Origin of the sequence: Pseudomonas sp. Sample_14 (genome assembly GCF_004307515.1) — a bacterium.
GTDB lineage: Bacteria > Pseudomonadota > Gammaproteobacteria > Pseudomonadales > Pseudomonadaceae > Aquipseudomonas > Aquipseudomonas atacamensis.
The window spans coordinates 19,176-41,114 of the sequence record NZ_RCOC01000044.1 but is presented as its reverse complement, the minus strand read 5'-3'; the positions used below and the strand labels follow the sequence as shown (position 1 = coordinate 41,114).

Genomic DNA, 21,939 nt, shown 5'->3' with positions numbered 1-21,939 from the left:
CGCTCCCACAGGGGATTGGCGTAAAGGCCAACATCCCCGTGGTCGCGGTTGGCTTAACTGACCTTGAACCGCCCCATGATTGCGCTCACGCGGCTATTGGCTTCGAGCAACTGGCGGGTATTCAGCTCGCTGGCCTGGCCGCTCTGCACCAGTTCATCGACCATGTGGCGGATCTGCACCATGCTGCGGTTGATCTCTTCGGTCACTGCGCTTTGCTGTTCGGCGGCGGTGGCGATCTGCGTGCTGAGGCTGTTGATGTGGCTGACCGAACCGGCCATTTCGTCCAGCCCCGAGTTGACTCGGGCGGTGGCGTCAGCGGCGGACTGGCAACTGGCCTGGGTGTTTTCCATGGCACTGACCGAGGAACTCACGCCTTGGGTCAGACGGGTCAACATCTCGTTGATTTCCGAGGTGCTGGCCTGAGTGCGGGCGGCGAGGGCGCGGACTTCATCCGCCACCACCGCAAAGCCACGACCCTGTTCACCGGCACGCGCCGCCTCGATCGCCGCGTTGAGGGCGAGCAGGTTGGTTTGCCCGGCAATCGCACCGATCACGCCGAGGATTTCGGTAATGCGCTGGGCGTCCTGCTGCATGTTTTCAACTTTGTGTGTAGCGCTGGCCACTTCGTCGATCAGCGCGACCACGCTGTTGGTCGCTTCACCCACCACGACGCGCGAGCGATCGGCATTTTCATTGGCGCGCTGGGTGAACGCAGCGGTTTCAGCGGCATTCTGCGCCACGCTTTCAGCGGTGGAGCTCATCTCGGTAATGGCGGTGACAGTCTGGTCGGTTTCCGAAGCGTGACGCAGCAGAATCTGGCTGGTGTGCGCCGAAGTGCGCTGCAGATTATCGAGGCTGGAGGCCATGGCACCGGTGGCCTGGGTGACTTCGCCGATCATGTTCTGCAAATAGACGATGAAGGTGTTGACCGAATGGCCGATGGCACCCAGTTCGTCTTCGGCGCGAATGGTGATGCGGCGGGTCAGGTCGGCGTCACCGCTGGACAGTGAATCGATGTTGGCTTTCAGAGCCTTCATGCGTTGTACCAGTTTGCGAATCGCGTAAACCTGCAACAGCACCAGCAGGATCACCAGCGGAATCTGGATCAGGCTGAGACTGTTGAGCACATCGTCACGCTGGGCGGTGAGCATCTTGGTCGGCAGGGCGGTGGCGAGGAACCACGGTGTGCCCTCGATAGGGCGCATGAAGAATGTGGCGTCTTCACCATTGTTGTCGAACTCGACGCGTTGCGCTTTATCGCGGTTCTGCAGGCCGGTCTTGATCTGATTGATGAAGGTGGAGCTGGCCGCCAGTTCGCTGATGTTCTTCAGTACGATCGGACCGCTGATGCGCGAGCTGTTACTGATGATCTTGCCGTCAGCCTCGACGATGAGCATTTCGGCGTTGAGGTCTTTTTCCTTGCGCGCCACCAGGTCGTTGAAGAAGCCCAGGGTCACGTCGATGGTCGAAACGCCCCAGGCACTGCCGTTCTTGTAGATCGCCATGGCGCAGTTGGTGCGCGGCTCGGCACTCGCGTCGTCCTTATAGGCAGCGGCCCACGCGCACTGACCGCGCGGGGTGGCCATGCCGCCCTTGTGCCAGCTCTGGTCGTAGTAGTTCGGTGCGGCGTCGCTGTTCCAGAACGTATTGACCTTGAGCTGACCCGAGGCATCCCGGTGCCAGAAGGTGCTGAACTTGTTGCGCCCGGCTTCGCGCTGGCCGGGCAACGGCCAGATACCGCCGCCAAAGACTTTCAGTTCGCCGTACTGATCCACCAGCCCTGGCAACACCACGTCGATGGCTGCACTGTCGAGCAGGGGGATGGTCTGGGTGATACTGCGTTGCTGCGCCTGCACCTTGTTCAGTTCGCCCTGAATCTGCACGGCGACTTCGGCGATGCGGTTGAGCACGACCTTCTCTTCGGTATCGCGCAGGGTCGGTGCGACCAGTTGGCTGATGCCGACCACGGTGAGCACGGACAACAACAGGATGAACAGAATCAGAAACAGCGTGTAGCGAGCCTGAATAGTGCGCAGTGCGGGCATGGAACTGATCCTTGAGCGGCTTTTTTGTTGGAGGGCAGGAATAAAACAGGGCGGGTATCACAGCGTATCGTCGTTACGGGCGGAAGCTTTAGGTACTTGCGCGCCGAAAGAACTCCGGGCGATGACCGGTTGGTATCGGGATTGGTACATCTCGCGCAATCGCCACAGTTGTTACATCCTGATGACGGCGCTGAAGCAATGTTTGCGGGCCTTAAGCTCGGTGTCATGAATGTACGAGATTTGTAAAAAAGCGCACAAAAGGGTTGGTTGGATCAGGCGAAGCGGCCGATACTCGCGCCCATTCAATTGGTTGGGACAAGGACATTTCATGCTTATTGCACAAGGAATCCTCGCATGACGATCGGCTATACCGGCGCCTGGGAAAGCAAGGCGGGCGTAATGGTCCGCGATACCGGCGCGAAAAAGCAGGTTTCGCAGAGCGTCAAGGTGCAGCAGATGCTGACCCTGGTCGGCAACGATCCGAATGCGCTTAACGTCGCGGAGATGGACAAACAGGGTTTGCGCAAGCAGATCAAGGGCTTTGATCCAGCCAACGTCTCCGTCAAGCAGTTGGGCAACCTCAGCGAGTTCCTGCGCGGGCGCGGCCTGATTTCCGAGATCACCTCGATCACCTTGCTCAATGCCGGCGACAAATTCGACCGCTTCGGCGTGCAGAAAGACCCGGAGGCGAAGTTCAACGCGCTGGAATATTTCGCCACGCAGCTCGATGCCATCCAGACCAACAGTCTCAATGGCAATTACTACGGCAAGAGCCTGATTCCCGAATTCAAGAAAGCCATTTACGTCCTGCAGAATCTCAAGACCTATGGCGAAGGCAATGCGGCAGTTCCGTCCGACAAAGGCCTGAAGGCAAAGGCCTGACATCTGCCGATGAAGCCCGCTCATCCGTGTGCGGGCTCGGGCTGTTTACACCGCAGCCATGGCTCGCCCAGTGAGTTGACGTTGTGCCTGGTCGTGTAACTGCTGCATGTGCGGGCAATGCAATGTCAGCTTGCGCGTGCGGTAGCCGCGATGAAACAACGTCAGCCAGCCTCCTCCATTGTCTTGCGCAGGCGCCAGACCGGTGAAAGCAAAACCGATGGCGTTAAGACTGTGCAGATCCACGGCAAACTGTCGGGACAGCTGCAAACGAATCGAAATCAGCCAATGCCCGGGCAACGTTCTCAGCTGATCGAGCAGTTCCGGTTCGAGTTTTTCCACGAGCATTTCATGGCGATTGCCGTGTTGTTGAACCTGAACCGAGGGCCCGCGCCAGCATGCTGCACTGGGAGAACAGCCAAACGCCGCCGTCATACGCTCCATGAACGCACGGTAGCGGGTTGGCCACTGCTGCTCCGGCAGCGGACGCTGATAGCCGTCTATGGCGCGGACACCCAAGACGATCGACTCCGGTTTTTTGCAGCCGAAGGGCGAACGGACAAAGTCCGGCAGCAATCCAGTGTTGTGAAAACCGAGACTGATCGCCATGCGTTGAGTGTAAGGGTGATGGGTGACCTGTTTGATCGAAACGCTGCGACAACTCAACGCCTGTGCATGAGTCAGCAGTTGCGCGCCCAGCCGCGTGGCGATGTTCTTGCCGCGGGTATCGGGATGTACGACGCTCAAGGCCAGTTCGGCATCGTGCGAGCTTTCGCTCTGCCGATACAAAGTGGCATGGCCAAGAATCCGTTCACCCTCGACCGCAACCAGTGAGTGCCAGCGCTTGGCTGCGTGGTTCTGATTGATCAGGCAGGGCAGGTAGACGTCGCTTTGCACGTAATGATCGCCATAGACCTCGCGAAACAGCTGGCTGACTGCCGTGGCGTCGGTGTCACGGTAATTGCGCAGGATCAACGCTTCCATCACGCACCTCCCTGTCATGTCGGTCGTAGCAGCGTAAATCGACGATCCGCAGGCTTTTCCCTGCGCGAGGATGGCGCGCAAGGTCCTCGAAGCGGCAGCTCTGTATACGCAGCTGCAATAACCCGGCGCCTCGCAGTTGTGGTATCTGCGGATACAGTTCGATCAAGCGGGCCTCGAGTCTGTCCTCGATGCGGGTCGATCCTTCGTTGACTACGTATTTCACCGTCAATAGATCCCTGCCGTCGTCGTGTTCGATCAATAACTGCCAATCGTTGCTGCCAGTGCTGCTCCGTACGCTTTCGCTGATTTCATCGGTCATCAGCGACAGAATGCCGACCCGCACGCGCTGACTGTTGCCGCTGCGACCCCGCAGGGCGAATTTGCGTTGTGCAGTGCCCGGCGGTTCGCGCCAGCACGCGAGATCTCCGACGGGATAGCGGATCAGCGGCATCAAACGGCGATGCAGATTGGTCAGCACCAGCAGACCGGTTTGATCGCAGGCCTCGATCGTTGCGCCGCTGTGCTGATCGATAATCTCCAGCAGTGCGTGACCGTCAGGTGTGCGATGTTCTCCTTCGATGCAGTCACGATGACTTGCACCGATGAATCCGCCATCGACGCTGGCGTAGCCGATCGAGGCAATGCGCGCGTTGGGCAGCACTTGCTCGAGAAGCTGGCGTTGCGAGGCAAACAGACTCTCCCCGCCATAAAGCACGCTATCAACCAAGGGCAGCGCAAGGCCGCGTTGGTCGAGCCAACTGGCGAAGGTCAAAAGTTGCGCAGGCAAGCCAGCCAACACGTTGATCCGGTGTTGCACGATGGCATCGGCCAGCATTGGCGGGTCGACTTCGCCGGTAAACGGAAACTCGGTGATAGGCGTTTCCACATGGGCCAGTGAATCGTGGATAAACAGGAAACTGGCGTAGAGGTCGCCAGCGAAGAACAGATTGGCGACACGGTCGCCGGAGCTGAATTGCTCGCTCAGACTGCGGCCGAAAGCTTCCACTGTGCGTTGCCATTCCGTGCGGGCATATACGGAGAGCCTGCCGCCGCCGGTTGAGCCACCGGTCTTGAAGACCAGGGCGTGGGCAATCGGTGCTGTCAGAACTGGCCATTGCGCCAGATCCGCGCTGTCTTTCCAGAAGTCTGCCGGATCAAGTAGTGGCAGTTCGCGCAGCGAGCTTATTGCCTCGGGAATATCGGCGAGGCTGTTCCTGTAGTAGGGCGAATGCTTGCGGGCAAAACCCGTCAATTCGCTAATCGGGTCGGTTGTTTTCACGGTGTATTCTTCTTGATTCGAATGAGCCAGCTCACGGCAAGCGTCAGCGGCGGGAGTCAATGACCAGCGGCGTCTTGCCGCTGTGTTTGTTTTGAACGAAGTGCTCGGGCGGGCATTGTTCGATCTGCAGCACCAGCAATCCGCTGTCGACCACGGTCATCAGGGTCAGGTAATCGGCGAGACGGTGTTTAGCGATGTCGGCTGCAAGTTCGCAGTGCAGTTGCATGCGCTCGACGCCGTCAGCGCTGTGGTCCAGCTGCAACTGAAACGGCACTTGCAGCCGCGACGCCAATTCGCTCAGGGAGATGAAGTCAGTGCCGATGCGCAACAGCTTGCCGTGGCGTTGCAACAGCTCGAAGCGTGGCGACGTCAGCCCGCAGGCGCAGACGCCCGGCAGCCAGCGCCCGGTGTCGCCAATCTCATAACGCTGCACGCGCTGGCCCCCTTCACGGGCGAGCGAGGTCACCAGCAGCCGACCGACTTGATCCTCGACCACCGGCACATCCTCATCGAACGCGACGATTTCCAAGTGCTGGATCGCGTTCATCAGATGGAAAACGCCATCCGCCGAAGCCTCGCAGGCATGGCCTAGCGGGCCGGCATCGACGCTGCCGTAGATCGCCGAGCGAATGCTCGCGACGCCACAACTGCGCAGCAATGCACGGTTCTGCTCGCTCAGGTGCTCGCCACCGAGAAAGACCTTTTCAACCCCGCCATAAGCGCGCAGCCGCTGCTGCTCATTCAAAAACAGGCGATGCAGTGTGGCGGGCATTCCCACCAGCACGTTGACCCGTTGGTCGATGATCAGTTGGGCAATCTCCCGGTAGTCGTCATCGATAGGGGCGGCCATGGGCAGGTGCGTCACCTCGAGCAATTCCAGCGCTTTGCTGAAACTTAGAAAACCGCCGTACAGCCCGCCACAGAAGAACAGGTTCATGACCCGATCCCGCGCCGGATCAAGACCAGCGGCGAACAGACCGTCAGCGGTTGCGCGCATCTGCCGATCGAAATCGCGATAGCTGTAGCCGGCCAGAGCAGGGGTGCCGCTGCTGCCTCCAGAGCGGAAATACAGCTGCGCCTGATCGTTGATGGGCTGGGCGACGAACGCCTCTTTGTTCATGATCGCAGCGCACGACTTCGCCGCGAGTGGCGGTGAATCGAGACTGGCCTGATTCGGCAGTTGCGTGGCCGCCAGACTCACCGATACCCGCCGACTCAAACGTTGCAGCGCATAGACGCCATCATGGGGTTCGCCTGCGTAACCGTCGTGAATGCTGCCGATCGCTGCGATCCGCGTGACCCCGGCGGCGATCAACGCATGGGTAAGCTCGGCAATGCGCGATTGCGCACACACCAGCGCACAGCTTTGCAGGACGTTGCGCCACGGCAGCAGGGTGGCGGTCAGCAGCGCTTGCGGCAGCGGGTGCAGCAGTACGCTGCGAAACAGCGGTGAAGGCGCGAGTTGCCGATCATGGGTCCAGATCACCCGCCAGCCCGGGCCGCTCCACACTTGCCCGGTGTGTCCGGCGAAACTCTGGCCGAGGCGGGCCATCTGCGTGTGCGTGGTAATTTGCGAGGCTTCCTGGATTGTCGGTACCAGTGCCGGCCACTGTGCGGCGCGTCGTTGCAGGGCCTGCGCCAGGCGTTCACCGATATCGCGCAGAACCTGCGGATCATCGCTGTCCACCAGCAGCCATTGCGGGCTGGAGCAGGCCTGCTGATCCAGTCGGCAGACTTCGTCGGCGACGGCATCAAGCGCCTCCGGCGTAGACGATTCCGGGGTGAGATAGACGAAGCTGATGCGGTGCCCCCAATCGATCCAGCGACACCCCGGCACCAACTGTTGCCGAATCGCTTGCAGGGCCGCTTCGCCACCCCACGCTGCAACGCCGTTGGCGGGTTTGCACAGCTTGCCGATCTGCTCGGTGCTCGCTGGAATCACCGCCACATGTCCGGCCAGTTGTCCGCTGGCATCGCAGTCGACCAACGCGCGCAACAGTTGCGCCGTCAGGCCTTGATCGCTGCGGCTGGGGCGCAACCAGTTGACGTTGCCGGCGAGCAGACTTTCCACCACCGCGCAAAAGGCCAGCAGCGGCGCGTTGGCCGGAGTGATGTGCACCACCAGCCCGAGCGGACGCCAGGCTTCGAAGCGTGGCTGGCGATAATCGAAACGACGCAGGCAATCGGCCTCGGCGCCCAATTCACGCTGGCGTTTGTAGGCTAGCGCTTCGGGTTGGCAGAAATCGATCAGGGTCTGCCGCTGCTCGTTGTCGAGGGGCAGATCCGAGTGCGCGTCATGCAGTTGCCGGGCAAATTTCGCGACTGCGTCGATGACTGTGCGGCTGTCGAGTGCGCTCGCCAAGTGTTGCGGCAACGCCTGTTGCAGGTCTTGCAGCGCTTGGTCGAGGCTATAAGCGTGGTGCAGTTGTCCATTGATCAAATACATATCAGTGACTCCCCATTAATTCGGCGGCGGCCATTGCGCAGCTTCTGCCCGCTGTGGTGGCGGCGCGGCCGTGCAGTTCGAACCAGTCGCTGGTCAATCCACAGCCGCAACTTGCGCCCGGGTGCAGCGTGGCAAGGTCGCTCATGACCACGGCGTGGGCCGGGCTGGAGGAGATGTAAGGCGAGACGAAGCCGAGCAGGCCTTGTTGGCCATAGGGCAGCAGGGAAAAATCCGCCGGATCGCGAATCAGCACTCGCGAATACACCGGCACATGAAAGCGGTGACGGGCGCATTCGATGTAAGGCACGGCGTGCTCGACAGCACCGTAACCATCGCGGCAGCGGGCCGGTTCGATGCCCAGTTGCCGATGGATATGGGCGTAAAACTGTTGTTTGGGAATTTCCTGCGCAGCCTGGGTTTTCCAGCCACCGCCAAAAAAGGCCAGCGAACCGGCGGGCAATTGCACATCCTGCACAGCGGTAGCCTGCATGCGTTGCAGGGTCTGCCAGAGAAATGCCGGGAAGCCAAAAATCCGTACCGGCAAGCCTTCTTCAGCGAAAGACTGCAAGGCGGCGATCACGCCGAATACATCGAACTGATGGCCGCGACCAGTGTTACGCAAGGCGTAGACCACGCGATTGACCGGGGCAAACCGACAGAGAAACTGGTCGGTAAACGAGGTGCCCAAGGTGATGCGTCCTTCTGGTTCGTAGCTCAACAGCAGGTAGTTGCACGGACTATCGGGAGTGTCCCAGGCGTAATGGCGAAAGATCTGCGCAACCATGAACTGCGCCCGAGCCAGGCTGCGTTCGTCGTAACGCATCCGGCTTTTCTGCCCGCTGGTGCCCGACGAAGTCAGTTCCAGGGCGTTCGTCCCCGTGCTGCTGAGCAGAAGGTGTTGCTTGAAGAAACTGGCAAAGATCGGCGGCAGACGCGACCAGTCATTGAGATTGTCGAGGTCCTGCGGCGTCAGTCCATGGGCGTTGAGCCAATGGGCGTAACCCGGGGTGTGATCGCAGTGAAAGCGGCTGATTTCGGTCATCGCCCGATCAAACAGATCGGGCGCGGCTGAATCCGCGCAATAGGGTTGCTTCAACGCGCACAGCGCGTCGGCACAGGGTAGGTGAGTCATCAGTGTTCCTTACTGAGGCGAGGCCACATCAGATGTGGTGGTTTGCAGCAGCCGGTAAACCATGGGCAGGCACATCAGCCCGCCGAATGCGGCCCAGATAGCGAAGTATTCAAGACGGCTGCCGCCACCGATGGCCGCAATCAGCGAACCGCCAAAGCCCATGAGGGCGATCGAGATCATGCCGGTCAGCGCCGACACCAGGCCTTTGCCGTCGTCGCTGGAAAACAGCGCCAGGCGATACACCGCCGCGTTGCTCATGCCCAGCCCGACGGCGTACAGCGACAAACTCGCCACCACCGGACCAAGCCCCGCGCCGAGCAATGCGCACGCGGCCAGAAACAGAAGGCCTAGACAGAACGGCCAGAGCGCCAGTTGAATCAATTGCGTCAGCGAATGAGTCTGCAGCAAGCGGTCGAGAATCAGATTGCCGGCGATGACTGCCGAGAACACCGGTATCTGCCACAGGCCATATTCCAGCGGCGGCATGTCCAGTACCCGCACCAGCAGCAATGGCGCCAGGCCTATCCAGGCGATGAGCGGCAGACTCATCAGGCCGAGCGCCAGGCTTGCACAGAGGAAACGCGCATTGCCCAACAGCGCACCGTAGCGCCGACAAGTGAGGCGCCAGAAGAAGGGCACCCGGGGAGTTTGATGACCATCGCGGCGCTCGACGCCCACGGTTTCCGGCATCCACAGCAACAGGCCGAGCCATACCAGCGCTGCTGTGCATCCCAGCAGCAGAAAAATTTCCCGCCAGCTCAGCCATTCCAGCAGCAGGATGCCAAGCAGCGGCCCGAGCAACGGCGATAACAACGCAACATTGCCGAGCAACGCCATCAGCCTGACGGCGTCGGCTTCGCAAAAAACCTCCTGCAATGCCGGGTAGCTCACGGCGACGACGAATCCCAGCCCCATGCCCTGCAACAGACGCAACAGGTTGAACGCTTCAATGCTGTCGGTGCTGAAAGCTGCCGCGCACGACACACCGAACAGCGCGCAGCCTGTCAACAGCAGTGGCCTGCGTCCGAATTGGTCGGACAAGGGGCCAAGCAACCATTGCAGGCAGACGCCACCCAACAGATAAAGATTGAATGCATGGGGAACATGCCGCGCGTCCGCTTCGAGGTCGGTAGTGACGTCCAGCATCGCTGGCATGATCACGTCGCTGGCCATGTAAGTGAGCAGTTCGAAAGCGGTCAGCGCCAGACAGAAACCGGCAACCTGTCTGGGGCCGATATTGATAAGTGTTCTCTGCATGAACATCCCTGTTTTATGAGTGGTAGGAAGTTCGCAGAGCCTAGGTGCAGACGCACAGCCGACCTAGCCGTTTGCTGCGTCAGCAGATTTCAAAAACTTACGGCATGTTTAAAGGATTGGCGCGGCGCCGAAGCTGTTTACTTGTTTGCGCCAGAGCAGGGAGGGCGGGCCATGCCTCAAGGTCGGCTGACCTTGCAGCCAAAAGTCTTCAGGGGCGGTAACATGAGCGCCCGTTTGCCCCGGCACGTCCCCGTAATTCGGCAAGCGTATGGCTTGCAAACGCATACATTCCAACGTTTCAGGAAACCGCAATGACCCAGAAGCAACGCTTGATTTATTCGATTCTGATCGCCCTGTCGGTACTGGCGATCATGCTGGGCCTGTCCTGGCTGCAAAACGCCGGCATGATCACCGAGAAAACTTTCCAGTACGTCGCGATCGGCGTGGCCGTGGTTGTGGTGGTGATCAATGGCGTGATGCGCCGCAAGGTCAAGCCGTAACGGCGAGCACCCGGTGCCTCATTCGTGGTTGAGGACCGCTGCAGCCTGCGGGTGCAGGCTGTAACTCTTGTCGGCGTTGAAGGTGATCACGCCTTCGGCGCACAAGCGTTTCAGCACTTCGCGCACGCTGAGAAACGACAACGGCACGTCCAGATCGAGCAACTGGCTATGCACGCCACGGACGCCCAGGCGACGATTGCTCTGTGCCGCCACCAGCAGGGCGTCGATGACTTTCAGGCGAATCAGGCTGGTGCGCAGGCCGAAACTCTTCAGTAGCACGCGAATACGCTCGTTGCCCGGACGCTCGCCGCGCTGGGTGAAATTGCCGGTGTGCGAACCCATGGAAACGCCCTGTGGCGTCTGGCTACCGTCCGTTGGTAGTTGCGAGTTGTACATGCGATTACTCCTTTTCAGAGCCAGATCGGGAAAGGTTTTGTTGCGCTCTCTAAACAAGACGTTTCAGCACGACAAATCATGAAAGAAAAGATGTAGAAATTTCGTCGCAAATTCGTCCCGGCCTTGTGATGCCGGCCTCGTGCCGAAAGATTGCCCGCTAAATTTTTTTCCTCAGCTTCGTTTCTTCGACAGGCTCATTGCGCGTGGACGCAGGGGCAATCGACCTTTCGATCAGGAGCAAGCGTGATTATTTCCAGGCAACTCACCGGGCTGGCCCTCGCCAGCACCTTGTTCGGACTGAGCCTGTCGGCCCATGCACTGAGCCCGGCTGCACAAACCAGCGCCGATATTCGCCGCACCAGTTTCGGCGTGCCGCACATTCGCGCCGAGAACGAACGCGGGCTGGGCTTCGGCATCGGTTACGCCTATGCCCAGGACAACCTTTGTTTGCTGGCCAACGAGATTGTGACGGTCAACGGCGAGCGCTCACGCTACTTCGGCCCGGAGCAGTTCACTGTCGAACAACGGGAAAACCGCGTCAGTGATGTGTTCTTCACCTGGCTCAATACTCCAGAAGCGGTCGAAACCTTCTGGCAGGCGCAACCGACGCAGGTCCGCGACCTGGTCGAGGGTTATGCCGCCGGATACAACCGCTATCTGGCCGAACGGCGCCAGCAGGGATTGCCGCAGCAATGCCAGGGCGAGTGGGTACGCGATATCAGTGCCGAGGATCTGGTCAAACTGACGCGGCGCCTGTTGGTGGAAGGCGGGGTGGGCCAGTTCGCCGAAGCCCTTGCTGGCGCGACACCGCCGCAAGCGACGGCGCAGGTCAAGCACGACACCGAGGCGTTCCAGTTGGCCGACGCCCGTCAGCAACGTTTCGCCCTGGATCGCGGCAGCAATGCCGTGGCAGTCGGCAGCGAGCGTTCGTTCAACGGCCGTGGCATGTTGCTGGCCAACCCGCATTTCCCATGGGTCGGCGGCATGCGTTTCTATCAGATGCACCTGACCATCCCCGGCAAGCTCGATGTGATGGGCGCGGCTTTGCCGGGTCTGCCGATGATCAACATCGGTTTCAACCAGCATCTGGCGTGGACCCACACTGTCGACTCGTCGAAGCACTTCACCTTGTATCGCCTGCAACTCGATCCAAAGGATCCGACTCGGTATTTGCTCGATGGCAAGTCGCTGCCGCTGAACAAACAGACGGTTACCGTGCAGGTCAAGCAGGCTGATGGCCAGGTCGTGCCGGTGAAGCGCGATATCTACAGTTCGCAGTTCGGCCCGATCGTGCAATGGCCGGGCAAGCTCGACTGGGACAAGCAATATGCCTACAGCTTGCGCGATGCCAACCTCGACAACGATCGCGTGCTCGAACAGTGGTATGCGATGAACCGGGCCGGCAGTCTCAAGGATCTGCAAGACGCGGTGCACACGACCCAGGGCATTCCGTGGGTCAACACTCTGGCGGTGGATGACAAGGGCCAGACGCTGTACATGAACCTGTCGGTGGTGCCGAATGTCAGCGCGGAAAAGCTGGCCAAGTGCAGCGATCCACGCCTCGGTCTGCGCATGATTGTCCTGGACGGTGCCAACAGCGGCTGTGCCTGGGATGTCGATCCGCAAGCGGCGCAGCCGGGCATTTTTGCGTCCAGCCAGTTGCCGCAATTGCTGCGCAAGGATTTCGTTCAGCACTCCAACGATTCAGCGTGGCTGGCCAACCCGGCGCAACCGCTCACTGGCTATTCACCGCTGATCAGTCAGGACGGACAACCGCTGGGCCTGCGCTCGCGATTTGCGCTTGATCGTTTGGCTGAGCTGAGCAAAAAAGGCCCGTTGGCGGTCAAGGATCTGCAGCACATGGTCATGGACGATCAGGTCTATCTGGCCGCGCAGGTCATGCCCGATCTGCTGAAGTTCTGCGGCGCCGATCTGGGCAGCGATGCGGCCACGCTGAAGCCGGTCTGCGCCAGCCTCAAAGCCTGGGATGGTCGTGCCAGTCTGGATTCCGGGATCGGTCTGGTGCACTTCCAGAACATCATGCAGGCGCTGCTTGAATCACCGGAAATCTGGCGTGTTGCATTCAATCCGGCCGATGCGCAACACACTCCGCACGGCCTGGCGCTCGAACAACCGGCCGTGGCCAAGGCGCTGCGTGAAGCGATGCTGGCGTCGGTCGAGCTGGCCGGCAAAATGGGCCTGAAGCCGGACATGCGCTGGGGTGATATCCAGGTGGTGAGCAGTGGCGGGCGGCAAACGCCGATTCATGGCGGGCCAGGTACGTTGGGCATCTACAATGCAATGCAGAGCGTGCCCCGTGATGACGGCAAACTTGAGGTGGTCAGCGGCACCAGCTATCTGCAAGTGGTGAGCTTCGACGAAAAAGGCCCGCACGCCCAAGGGCTGCTGGCGTTCTCGTTATCCAGTGATCCGGCGTCGAAATATTCACGCGATCAGACCGAGGCGTTTTCGAAGAAACAGTGGAGTGTCCTGCCATTCACTGAGCAGCAGATCAAGGCGGATCCGCAATATCAGGTGCAGACGATCAAGCATGATCAAGCAGGAAAAGTGGCAGCGCAGTAAACAGTCGTCGCCTGAAACAAACGAAGGCCGCCTCCCGCAAGGGACGCGGCCTTCAGCTTTTCGGCGGGCGTTGCGGCATCGAATTGATTACCGGGTTGCCTTCCTTGTTGCGGGTCAGGTAGACCGGCAGCACTTTCGGCAGGCTGTTGGCGAGGTTGTTCATTTCTTTGATGTTGTAGACACCGCCCACGCGGATCGCGCCGGTACTGGTGTCGGCCAGCATCAACGGCTTGTCCAGGTAACGGTTGATCAAAGGCAGGGCGTCGTGCAGCGCAAGGTTGTCCAGTATCAGTCGGCCGCTGCGCCACGCCAGCGAGGTATCGCCGGGGTAGGTCTGGCTGATTTGCGGTGCGTAATCGCCATGTCGGTAGCGTGCCTGCATCGATGGACTCAGACGCAGGCCGTCGCCCGGCAGATCGCGATTGCTGCTGACCAACACCGAACCCTCGACCAGATTGACCCGAACCTGATCTTTATACATCCACACATTGAATCGGGTACCGGTCACGCGGATCTTGCCATCGCCGGCGCGCACCACAAACGGATGAGACGCGTCATGGCTGACATTGAAAAACGCCTCGCCCTTGTTCAGGGTGACGCGACGTTCATTCTTGTAATTGCTGAAAGTCAGGTCGGTGTTCAGGTTGAGTTCCAGCTGGCTGCCGTCACTCAGAGTGATCTGACGCACACTGTCGGTGGCGGCGTAATGCTGATAACTGTTGGGCACCCAGCCCAGACTCCAGCCGCTGTAGGCCGCGAGCGGCAAGCCGATAGCGCAGGCGCCGGCGATGACCGCGAACTTGCGCCACGAACGCAACGGTTTGCGCTGCGCGGCGAGCGCCTCGGGTTCGGTTCGAGGCAGGTCTCCGGCGACTTCCCAGATTTCCTGCATGGCTTCGTATTCAAAGGCGTGCAGCGGATGGGCTTCGTGCCAGGCTTCAAATGCGCGACGCTCCTCGTCCGTGCAGTCAGCGGCGTGCAAACGCATGCACCAGTGCGCGGCGGCATCGGTGATCGCATCGTATTCGGCTTCCGAGAGAGTGTCTTGGGTCATTGACTCGTCCTGATTTCGCTCATTCTAACCTCGCCGGCAGGCTGCCGAGAACATCCGTCATGGCATTTACCCATCAACGTGGAACTTATTTTTCCCTGTGGCGCCCAAAAAAACAGGAAGCAACTGCCTACTATCCATAAATGGAGTGAAAAAATGATCAAAAAGACATTCGCAGCCCTGATTGCCACTGCCGGTCTGCTCAGCGCCGGTGCCGCCTTGGCGGACAAGCCCGGCGCAGGCTGGATCACCATCGAAAAAGCCATCGAGGTCGCCAAGACCAAGGCCGGCTATGTCGAGGTCTATGAGATCGGCGCCGACAATGACGGCTACTGGGAAGGCGAAGGGCGCAAGGCCGATGGCACTGTTTACGAATTCCGCATTGATGGCGCTTCCGGCAATGTGCTGCGGGACCAGAAGGATTAACCCAGCATAAGCACCGCTGATTGTTGTGTTGAACAATGCGCTGGCACGACGTCAGCGCATTTTTTTGTCTTCACGGCAGCGCTTGCGAGGCTCCTGCCTGATCCGACCCCGGCGCCGCTGACGATAGGGGGGCGGGAAGCGGGTCGAGCTGGCGGCCCAGTTCACTGATGAGCAACGCGATCGAATCGGCGTTGGCGAGCATGACGTCAATCCTTGCATCTGCAGAATCAGGGCGGCAAAACGCCAGGCGTGCATCTGCAAGGTTTGTGGTGTTGGTAAGGCTGAGGATTTTTTGGTAATTGCCGGCATGCGCGGGTACTTTGTCCAGGTCGGTCCAGACCTGTTTGCCGGTCTTCACCGCAAACAAATGCTTGCCGTAGCGCGACAATAAGCTGCGATGACGTTCAATAGATTCCTTGGCATGTTTGCCCGAGGGCGTCCTCGTATCGATGAGGTCCAGATAAGGCGCCATGGCCTGCACGGCGACAAGATCGTCGCTGTCGCAAACCAGATGCGAGAGCTCATGGATCAGCGTTACAGCGCGGGCATGGGAATCAACATTGAACCGAGGGGGCAAATGCGCAGTGTATTTATCCAGTCCCGGGTTGAAAAACAGCTCAGTGAGATGAATGATTTTTCTCTTATCCTGTTTGAAAACGAATGCCACGGTATTGCCGCTGCCAGGTCCGTTCAGACCAGTAAAAAAGCGTTCGGTGTAGAGCAGATCGTCTTTCGGGTTCGTCAGTTCTCGGCAAACAGGAATAATCACCTTCTCGAATTTCCTGAGCAGCGTAGGCGTTATTACCGACACCTCGAAGAACTCCTTTAAAACTGTCTCTAACCGCGTGCCGGTAAGGTTGTCGCGCTGCGTAACGTAGTTATGCAGACAATTGACTGCGTATTCTCTTGCACGATTTACCGCTTGCTGTATCACGAACGCCCTGGCCGGATAGCGACGGTTGATCTGGGCCATGCCTCTGGCCTGGATATACATTTCTATGGAACGGTTTTCCTCGACTTCGTGTTGCACAGGGTCACGTTTTTTTGACCGGCAGCGATACACCTGCTGGCTGGTGCTTGCGACGACCAGACGGGAATTTTTCTCCTCGAGTGCCGGCCCCTGGTTGCCGTCTTTTTTGCGCAAATACCAGGTCTTTTCGACCTGGACCGTCGGATACACCTTGCCGGCAATAGCGGCGTATTTCTGCGTCGTCGACGAATCTCCATAGACCAGCTTATTGGCATCGAGCTTGAGGCTTTCCAGCGCCGTGCTGCTTTCGAAGGGCTGCAGATCCACGCGGGCGGGCGTTACCGGTGACACTTTTGCCCAGCGAGAGGCTGCTTGCACCGTCGTGGCTGTACCCTCAGGTGCGTGCGCTTCTGCGGCGAATTCGGTACTGACCGTTTCTGCCTCGCTTTCCCACGACAGACGTCCCAGGCTGAAGAGGGTAATCGCCCCTGCAATGAAGCTTTTCAGGGCGTTCGCCCAGTGGTGATCCTGCAGGCCTTCAGCGGAGGCCTTGAAATCCTGATAGCTGCGCCAAAGGAAAAATCCGCAGGCGAGTTTGCCCGGCAACACGTGCGGCACCAGGCGGACGCCGTGGCTGAACAGAAACTTCACTGCTTCCCAATCTGCCTGGGCGTTGATCTGTGGTTGGCTGCGCAGCATTTGTGGCAGAAGACTCAGGGTGTCTTTGTGCAACCGCTCGAGCACGTTGCCCTTTATGGGGGAGTCATGAAGGGTGATTTCACTGTTTTTGCCGATCGTTGTTTTCAACAGGCTCTTGAATACGGCCTGCTGCGCGTCAGGCAGACGCCGGATGAGCAAGTCCTGAAAGTGGCCGGGGGTATTGAGTGCTTCGATCAACTGCGCTTCGTTCTCGAACTCGCGAAATATCCATCTTGAGTAAGGCGCATAAAGGACCCGGGGACCTGTTTGCCCTGCGCCCGGACCGAAGACATACAGTCCGAGCGCGTCTACGCAATCAGCGCCTGAAGTCTTGATCAACGATAGCGGACAAGCGATGGCGTGAGCACCGTCGACCATCGCCCGCGCTATCCCGTCCGGCATATCGAGGACCTGGCAGATATAGTCGTAGCCGGTATCGGAGAGTTGCTGTTGCAACTTCATCGAGTGGGCGTGCTGCATCAATTGCCAGGGCAGCTGGCGCAAGAACCGTTCTTTGCTGAGGCGTACTGACGCGCTATCAGCTGTCAGCGCTTCGGTCACTTTCGCGGTGTAGGTAGTGGCAACGTCGAGAGATTGCAGCAGTTGCCGTACGGCGGACTGGCCAAAATCCTTCGGTAGTGCCGTCGCGGTTGTCGATGCCACTTTGAAACCGCTGTCCTGCACGACGTTGTAGTGATGCAAGGCAAACTCCAGCAAGTCACAGGCCGGGCCGGCCAGTGTCAGGTTGGGGGTGATCCGGATGTCCTGTGGCTTGAGGCCGTTGCCTGGAAATCGCGCGTCGAGCAGTGTCTTGAGGGTCTGCTCGATATGAGTGGCCAGCGCCGGGGCCTCATCGAGGAAATCCTTGCCGTCGATGAACGCGCGGCGCAGTTCATCCAGCAACGCCAGTTGCGTGCGCTGCTCGGTCGCCGAGGCCATGCGCAACCAGTCGGGATAATCCAGATGACTGGCAAGGGTTCGGGCAAGGTCAACGGCGCGGCGCAGATTGGTATCGATCACCGCGCTTTTCATTTGCTCAAGGTAAGTCTGCAACGTGTCCTGGGCCTTGATACACACGCGCAGCTCTTCTGAATCGGCCAGGAAGTGTTCAATGCCCGATTGCATGCGATTACTGGAAACCCGGTCTTCAATCAGTTGAAAACTGCCCAGGGTGTATTGCAGGTCCAGTCGACGTTGAGCTCTTGGCAGATTTTCCAGCAGCGTGTGACTCTGGTTGTTGTCATCCAGGCGTTGTTGCAATTGCTTCTGCGCGACGGCGATATTTTCAAACTGTTCCAGCCCAGTGGCCGGTGTCCACAGGATGGCGCGTCCGGAATGCTGGTCATCCATGCCGCCGCGCTCGGTCAGAAGCACGCAGTGAGCGAGCGGCAATGCACCTTTGAACTCGGCACAGGTGAGGGTGAGCGACCAGGCATCGGGGCGAAAACCATTGAGTGACTGGCGCTCCCTGCGTGTCGGATGCGTGGCATCGAACACGGTGTCGACGATCTTTCGCTCCGCCTCCAGCCATGACCCGCTGAGACTGCGCAGGTACGCCTCACCGCGCAGGCCATCTTCGAACGCCTGCGCCAGCTTCCACAGAATGCCTTCCAAAAAGACGCGCTGTTCGGCGCTGTGCGCGGTCGGCTGGTCTTTGAAGTGGCTGGTCAGATTATCCAGCGTCCGTCCCAGACTCGTCGCCTGTTGCGCAGCCTTGTCCGCTTGCACGAGTGACGATGGCGGAGTGCTGGTGAATAACGGACGGGTACTCCAGCGCTGATTGAGATCGAGCTTGAGCAATCGTTCATGAATCATCGAACGGATATCCAATGCCTTATCAAAGAGTGCATGGATATCGGTGGTGCGTTTGCTCTGACGAAAGCGCTGCAACACGAATTCAATGTTCTGGCGTTGTTTGGTGATGATGGTCTCGAACAGCGTCGTCATGATCTCACCGCCAATGTTTTCCCCGGATACCTGTGCGTTAGTGAAGCCAAGGTAGCGATTGCGCTCTTGCAGGTTCATCAGCCCGTACAGCTCATCTTCGTGCCCGACAGCTCGCAGTTTGGCGGTCAGTGTCTGTTTGAGGTCGGCGTAGTCGGTGAGTACCTGCAGGCCCTGGCTGGGCGTATAGAGATAAGCCTTGTCATGATTGATCATCAGCGAACCGGCCAGCTCGACACAGGCTGTCTCTTCGCTCAGGCACACGGTTTCGAACGTTGGCCGCCGCACTGCAACGCTTGGCTCACGGACCAGACAGTGAAGGGCGTCGAATTCGCTGGCAGTGAGGATCTGCGTTTCGCGCTTGATCATCAGATCCGCTCGCGCTTGATCCTGTAGCGTCTGGCTGAAGAAGGTACGTCTGGGCGAGCCCTCGAATGAAGCGCCATTCCAGTAGATCTCAAGCTGCCGAAACAACAGCATGGTCAATTTTCCCGATGCGGACTCGATCGCATGGGTCCAGGCAGACTGATCGTCTTCGCTGACCGAACGAGCGGGATGGGTAAATTCCACGGTCTGACCGTGCGGCCAGCCTTGGCGATGAAAGTGCAGCAGCAGCGCGTCACTGAGCGACAGCGAGTCGACCCACTGTTTGTCCGCAGAGGAGGACGTCGAATAAAAACCGACCCGGGTTAGCGACTGTTGCAACGCGGCAAAATGCGCTTCGAGCAGTTCGTCGAGAATCTTTTCCAGCAACGTTGCAAGGGATGGCAGGCGTTTGAGCTCGTCCAGCAGGTCGCGGGCGCACCTCTCCAGGGATTCGCCGATAGCCGCTTGCTGGTCCTCGAACACATCGCCTTCGATGGTTTCGCAGGTCAGGGTAATCCCGCGTTTTTCCACCAGTTCCTTGCGCAGCGAAACCGAGAGGAAAGCCAGCAGATCATCAGCTTCCCCGGCATTGTCGAGGCGTGTCTGCAGGGCGGCCGTCAGTGCTTGGCGGTCAGCGAATTTTTTCAGGCCATCGTAGGGCGTATAGAGAAACACGCCGTTGTCATCCGGCCCTGCGCTGAGCATGAAGCTGCCCGCCAGCGACACGGCCTGTTGCTTGTCGGCGTTGAGCAGGATGCGTTCGGCCAGCATCGGCGGGGTTTGCTTGTTGCGCAGCGATTGCGTCGCCAGTTGCGCATGGGCAAGCCAGTCGAAGTCTTTGCTGTGGAGACCGTGTGCCGGACCCAGGGCAGCATGCAGGCCGGGTGAATCGAATATCACTGGAAACAACAGCGGGGCAGTCGGGGTGGACATCATTGCAACTCTGAACGGGGCGCCATTGGGCTGGAACTCAACAGTAGATGCGCAGACTGGAGCACTTGCGGTAGATAGTTACCGCACACGTTGACAGTGAAATGTGCGTCAGGGCGCGCCAACCGATGCCAATCAATCGAAGGGTTGACAGCTGGCAGCTCGGGCGCGGTTAATCGGTGGGCAAATTCGACCGTACGCTGTTGTTCCCTCCAATAATCATTCTGGAGCTTCAGATGTCTGCGCTACACGATCATGGCTCGTCCACAGTGTCCCTCGAGGCACTGACGCAACTGCTTGAAACGATTTTTCTGCGCCACGGCACTTCCAGCGAAGTCGCCCGGGTGCTGGCCGCCAACTGCGCCAACGCCGAACGCGACGGCGCCCACAGTCATGGCGTGTTTCGCATCCCCGGTTATGTCTCGACGCTGAAAAGCGGTTGGGTCAATGGCCATGCGGTGCCCCAGGTTGAAGATGTCGCGCCGGGGTTTGTCCGGGTTGACGCCGGCAACGGTTTTGCCCAGCCAGCGTTGGCAGCGGCCCGACCACTGCTGATCGAGAAGGCGCGTCATGTCGGGATCGCGGTGCTGGCGATTCGCAACTCGCATCATTTCGCTGCTTTGTGGCCGGATGTCGAGCCCTTCGCCGACGAAGGTCTGGTCGCGCTGAGCGTGGTCAACAGCATGACTTGCGTGGTGCCCCATGGCGCTGATCGGCCATTGTTCGGCACCAATCCGATTGCCTTCGCCGCGCCAAGGGCCAACGCCGCGCCGATTGTTTTTGACCTGGCCACCAGCGCCATTGCCCATGGCGATGTGCAGATCGCCGCGCGCAAAGGTGAAAAACTCCCGGTCGGCATGGGGGTCGACAGCCTCGGCCAACCGACCCAGGACCCCAAGGCGATTCTCGAAGGCGGCGCATTGTTGCCGTTCGGTGGGCACAAAGGCTCGGCGCTGTCGATGATGGTCGAGTTGCTGGCGGCGGCATTGACCGGCGGCAATTTCTCATTCGAGTTTGACTGGTCCAACCATCCCGGCGCGAAAACGCCGTGGACCGGCCAGTTGTTGATCGTCATCGATCCGAGCAAAGCGGCGGGGCAGAACTTCGCCCAGCGCAGCGAGGAACTGGTGCGGCAGATGCACGGGGTCGGGCTCAAGCGTTTGCCGGGGGATCGGCGGCATTTGCAGCGTGCCCGCTCATTAGCGCAGGGCATCACGCTTGATGAACAGACGCTGGGGCAGTTGCGGGAGTTGGCGGGGGACTGAGTTTGCACAAGGCATAAAAAAGCGAGCCGCAAGGCTCGCTTTTTTTGTGGCGCTGGAACTCAGCGGCGGCCGAGCAGCAGGCCCACTACCAGGCCGAAACCGGCGGAGACCGCCACGGTTTGCCAAGGGTGGCCACCGATGTAGTTCTCGGTGGCTTCAACAGCGGGTTTGGTGCGGTCGCGCACGCTGGACACCGAATCCAGTGCCAGCTGCAGCTTCTGGGCGATTTGTGCGCGCAGCGTTTCTGCTTCTTCGCCTACCAGTGAAGCGCTGCTCTTGAGCAGTTTGTCCGATTCTTCGATCAGAGCCTGAAGCTCGCTGAAAGCTTGATCCTTGATTTGCTCTTCGGCAGCTTGCGAGGCGGTTTTACGGGCCATTGGGTGACTCCTTGCAGGTGAATGGACAGTGACCAATGGAGTGTAGCGGCAAGCGAAAAGTTGCATGTCATTCGCGGACAAGGGAAAAACCTGCACCGGAGATTTGTGTCGAGCGTGTAAGATGTCGCCATTTTACGCAGCAGGATAAATCCCCATGAGTTTCAATCTGGCCGACAAATCCCTCGCAGAGCGCGCAGCGCTGGAAGACGAGAAATCCCGTCTGTTCGAACTCTGGCAGAACAATCTGGGCAAAGCCAAAGGTGAAGCAGCGCGCCTCTTTGGGGAGCGCTCCAAGCGCAAGGGCAAATGGGCCGAGTGGGTCCGCGCCGAGCTGGACGGCATGTCGCCGCCGGAGTTCGCCAACATGGTGCGCAGTGAAGTCAATCGCCTGATGGCGGCGAACAAATAAT

At 59.5% G+C, this 21,939-nt stretch carries 16 protein-coding genes; 6 read left to right on the top strand and 10 right to left on the bottom strand.

Translation table 11 applies throughout. The features are described from left to right. Positions 1–53: 53 nt before the first annotated feature. Complete coding sequence (locus tag D8U61_RS10420) at positions 54–2,045, bottom strand: methyl-accepting chemotaxis protein (RefSeq protein WP_122612245.1); 1,992 nt, start codon at positions 2,043–2,045, stop codon at positions 54–56. Between the two features lie 354 nt (positions 2,046–2,399). On the opposite strand from D8U61_RS10420, the gene D8U61_RS10415 reads away from it, so the two are divergent. Then, positions 2,400–2,927 (top strand): hypothetical protein, encoded by a 528-nt coding sequence (locus tag D8U61_RS10415; protein WP_024012886.1) that lies wholly within the window; start codon positions 2,400–2,402, stop codon positions 2,925–2,927. Positions 2,928–2,972: 45 nt separating this feature from the next. Here the strand turns inward: D8U61_RS10415 and D8U61_RS10410 are convergent, their stop codons facing one another. The 5 genes from D8U61_RS10410 to D8U61_RS10390 are packed head-to-tail and all read right to left on the bottom strand — an operon-like array spanning position 2,973 to position 10,022. Beyond that, positions 2,973–3,908, bottom strand: coding sequence for a GNAT family N-acetyltransferase (locus D8U61_RS10410; protein WP_130926875.1), 936 nt, complete (start codon positions 3,906–3,908; stop codon positions 2,973–2,975). After that, positions 3,877–5,187: a phenylacetate--CoA ligase family protein gene (locus D8U61_RS10405; protein WP_130926874.1), complete on the bottom strand. Its 1,311-nt coding sequence runs from the start codon at positions 5,185–5,187 to the stop codon at positions 3,877–3,879. The genes D8U61_RS10410 and D8U61_RS10405 overlap by 32 nt, the downstream gene beginning before the upstream one ends. A 43-nt stretch (positions 5,188–5,230) precedes the next feature. Continuing rightward, positions 5,231–7,633, bottom strand: a complete 2,403-nt coding sequence (locus D8U61_RS10400; RefSeq protein WP_130926873.1) for an acyl-CoA reductase — start codon at positions 7,631–7,633, stop codon at positions 5,231–5,233. Between the two features lies 1 nt (position 7,634). Next, positions 7,635–8,765 (bottom strand): acyl-protein synthase, encoded by a 1,131-nt coding sequence (locus tag D8U61_RS10395; protein ID WP_130926872.1) that lies wholly within the window; start codon positions 8,763–8,765, stop codon positions 7,635–7,637. 9 nt (positions 8,766–8,774) lie between these two features. Then, positions 8,775–10,022 (bottom strand): MFS transporter, encoded by a 1,248-nt coding sequence (locus D8U61_RS10390; protein ID WP_130926871.1) that lies wholly within the window; start codon positions 10,020–10,022, stop codon positions 8,775–8,777. A gap of 311 nt (positions 10,023–10,333) precedes the next feature. Here D8U61_RS10390 and D8U61_RS10385 point away from each other — a divergent pair, with 311 nt between their 5' ends. Continuing rightward, positions 10,334–10,522, top strand: a complete 189-nt coding sequence (locus tag D8U61_RS10385; protein WP_016770563.1) for a hypothetical protein — start codon at positions 10,334–10,336, stop codon at positions 10,520–10,522. 18 nt (positions 10,523–10,540) lie between these two features. Here the strand turns inward: D8U61_RS10385 and D8U61_RS10380 are convergent, their stop codons facing one another. After that, positions 10,541–10,918, bottom strand: a complete 378-nt coding sequence (locus D8U61_RS10380) for a fe2+ zn2+ uptake regulation protein (RefSeq protein ID WP_024012892.1) — start codon at positions 10,916–10,918, stop codon at positions 10,541–10,543. A 243-nt stretch (positions 10,919–11,161) separates the two neighbouring features. Here D8U61_RS10380 and D8U61_RS10375 point away from each other — a divergent pair, with 243 nt between their 5' ends. Next, positions 11,162–13,501: an acylase gene (locus D8U61_RS10375; protein WP_125926870.1), complete on the top strand. Its 2,340-nt coding sequence runs from the start codon at positions 11,162–11,164 to the stop codon at positions 13,499–13,501. A gap of 52 nt (positions 13,502–13,553) precedes the next feature. Here the strand turns inward: D8U61_RS10375 and D8U61_RS10370 are convergent, their stop codons facing one another. Further along, complete coding sequence (locus D8U61_RS10370) at positions 13,554–14,555, bottom strand: FecR family protein (RefSeq protein ID WP_125926869.1); 1,002 nt, start codon at positions 14,553–14,555, stop codon at positions 13,554–13,556. 153 nt (positions 14,556–14,708) lie between these two features. On the opposite strand from D8U61_RS10370, the gene D8U61_RS10365 reads away from it, so the two are divergent. Next, a complete protein-coding gene (locus D8U61_RS10365) occupies positions 14,709–14,978 on the top strand; it encodes a PepSY domain-containing protein (protein WP_016770715.1) in 270 nt (89 codons plus the stop codon). Between the two features lie 70 nt (positions 14,979–15,048). On the opposite strand, the gene D8U61_RS10360 is transcribed toward D8U61_RS10365, so the two are convergent. Then, positions 15,049–19,728: a DUF6543 domain-containing protein gene (locus D8U61_RS10360; RefSeq protein ID WP_241663615.1), complete on the bottom strand. Its 4,680-nt coding sequence runs from the start codon at positions 19,726–19,728 to the stop codon at positions 15,049–15,051. A 395-nt stretch (positions 19,729–20,123) separates the two neighbouring features. Between D8U61_RS10360 and D8U61_RS10355 the strand changes: the two genes are divergently transcribed. Further along, the gene (locus D8U61_RS10355) at positions 20,124–21,152 is read left to right on the top strand and encodes an Ldh family oxidoreductase (RefSeq protein WP_125926867.1); all 1,029 of its coding nucleotides are present in this window, start codon (positions 20,124–20,126) and stop codon (positions 21,150–21,152) included. Between the two features lie 59 nt (positions 21,153–21,211). Here D8U61_RS10355 and D8U61_RS10350 read toward each other — a convergent pair whose 3' ends face one another. Next, entirely contained in the window at positions 21,212–21,529 is a 318-nt protein-coding gene (locus D8U61_RS10350) for a DUF883 family protein (protein WP_024012897.1), read from the bottom strand. Positions 21,530–21,683: 154 nt separating this feature from the next. On the opposite strand from D8U61_RS10350, the gene D8U61_RS10345 reads away from it, so the two are divergent. Next, the gene (locus tag D8U61_RS10345) at positions 21,684–21,938 is read left to right on the top strand and encodes a hypothetical protein (protein WP_003224595.1); all 255 of its coding nucleotides are present in this window, start codon (positions 21,684–21,686) and stop codon (positions 21,936–21,938) included. Position 21,939: the final 1 nt, after the last annotated feature.

Excerpts from the sequence above, each read along its gene's own strand:
- D8U61_RS10420 (WP_122612245.1), bottom strand. The coding sequence starts at position 2,045 with ATGCCCGCACTGCGCACTATTCAGGCTCGCTACACGCTGTTTCTGATT.
- D8U61_RS10415 (WP_024012886.1), top strand. The coding sequence starts at position 2,400 with ATGACGATCGGCTATACCGGCGCCTGGGAAAGCAAGGCGGGCGTAATG.
- D8U61_RS10410 (WP_130926875.1), bottom strand. The coding sequence starts at position 3,908 with ATGGAAGCGTTGATCCTGCGCAATTACCGTGACACCGACGCCACGGCA.
- D8U61_RS10400 (WP_130926873.1), bottom strand. The coding sequence starts at position 7,633 with ATGTATTTGATCAATGGACAACTGCACCACGCTTATAGCCTCGACCAA.
- D8U61_RS10395 (WP_130926872.1), bottom strand. The coding sequence starts at position 8,765 with ATGACTCACCTACCCTGTGCCGACGCGCTGTGCGCGTTGAAGCAACCC.
- D8U61_RS10390 (WP_130926871.1), bottom strand. The coding sequence starts at position 10,022 with ATGCAGAGAACACTTATCAATATCGGCCCCAGACAGGTTGCCGGTTTC.
- D8U61_RS10385 (WP_016770563.1), top strand. The coding sequence starts at position 10,334 with ATGACCCAGAAGCAACGCTTGATTTATTCGATTCTGATCGCCCTGTCG.
- D8U61_RS10380 (WP_024012892.1), bottom strand. The coding sequence starts at position 10,918 with ATGTACAACTCGCAACTACCAACGGACGGTAGCCAGACGCCACAGGGC.
- D8U61_RS10370 (WP_125926869.1), bottom strand. The coding sequence starts at position 14,555 with ATGACCCAAGACACTCTCTCGGAAGCCGAATACGATGCGATCACCGAT.
- D8U61_RS10365 (WP_016770715.1), top strand. The coding sequence starts at position 14,709 with ATGATCAAAAAGACATTCGCAGCCCTGATTGCCACTGCCGGTCTGCTC.
- D8U61_RS10360 (WP_241663615.1), bottom strand. The coding sequence starts at position 19,728 with ATGCTGGCCGAACGCATCCTGCTCAACGCCGACAAGCAACAGGCCGTG.
- D8U61_RS10355 (WP_125926867.1), top strand. The coding sequence starts at position 20,124 with ATGTCTGCGCTACACGATCATGGCTCGTCCACAGTGTCCCTCGAGGCA.
- D8U61_RS10350 (WP_024012897.1), bottom strand. The coding sequence starts at position 21,529 with ATGGCCCGTAAAACCGCCTCGCAAGCTGCCGAAGAGCAAATCAAGGAT.
- D8U61_RS10345 (WP_003224595.1), top strand. The coding sequence starts at position 21,684 with ATGAGTTTCAATCTGGCCGACAAATCCCTCGCAGAGCGCGCAGCGCTG.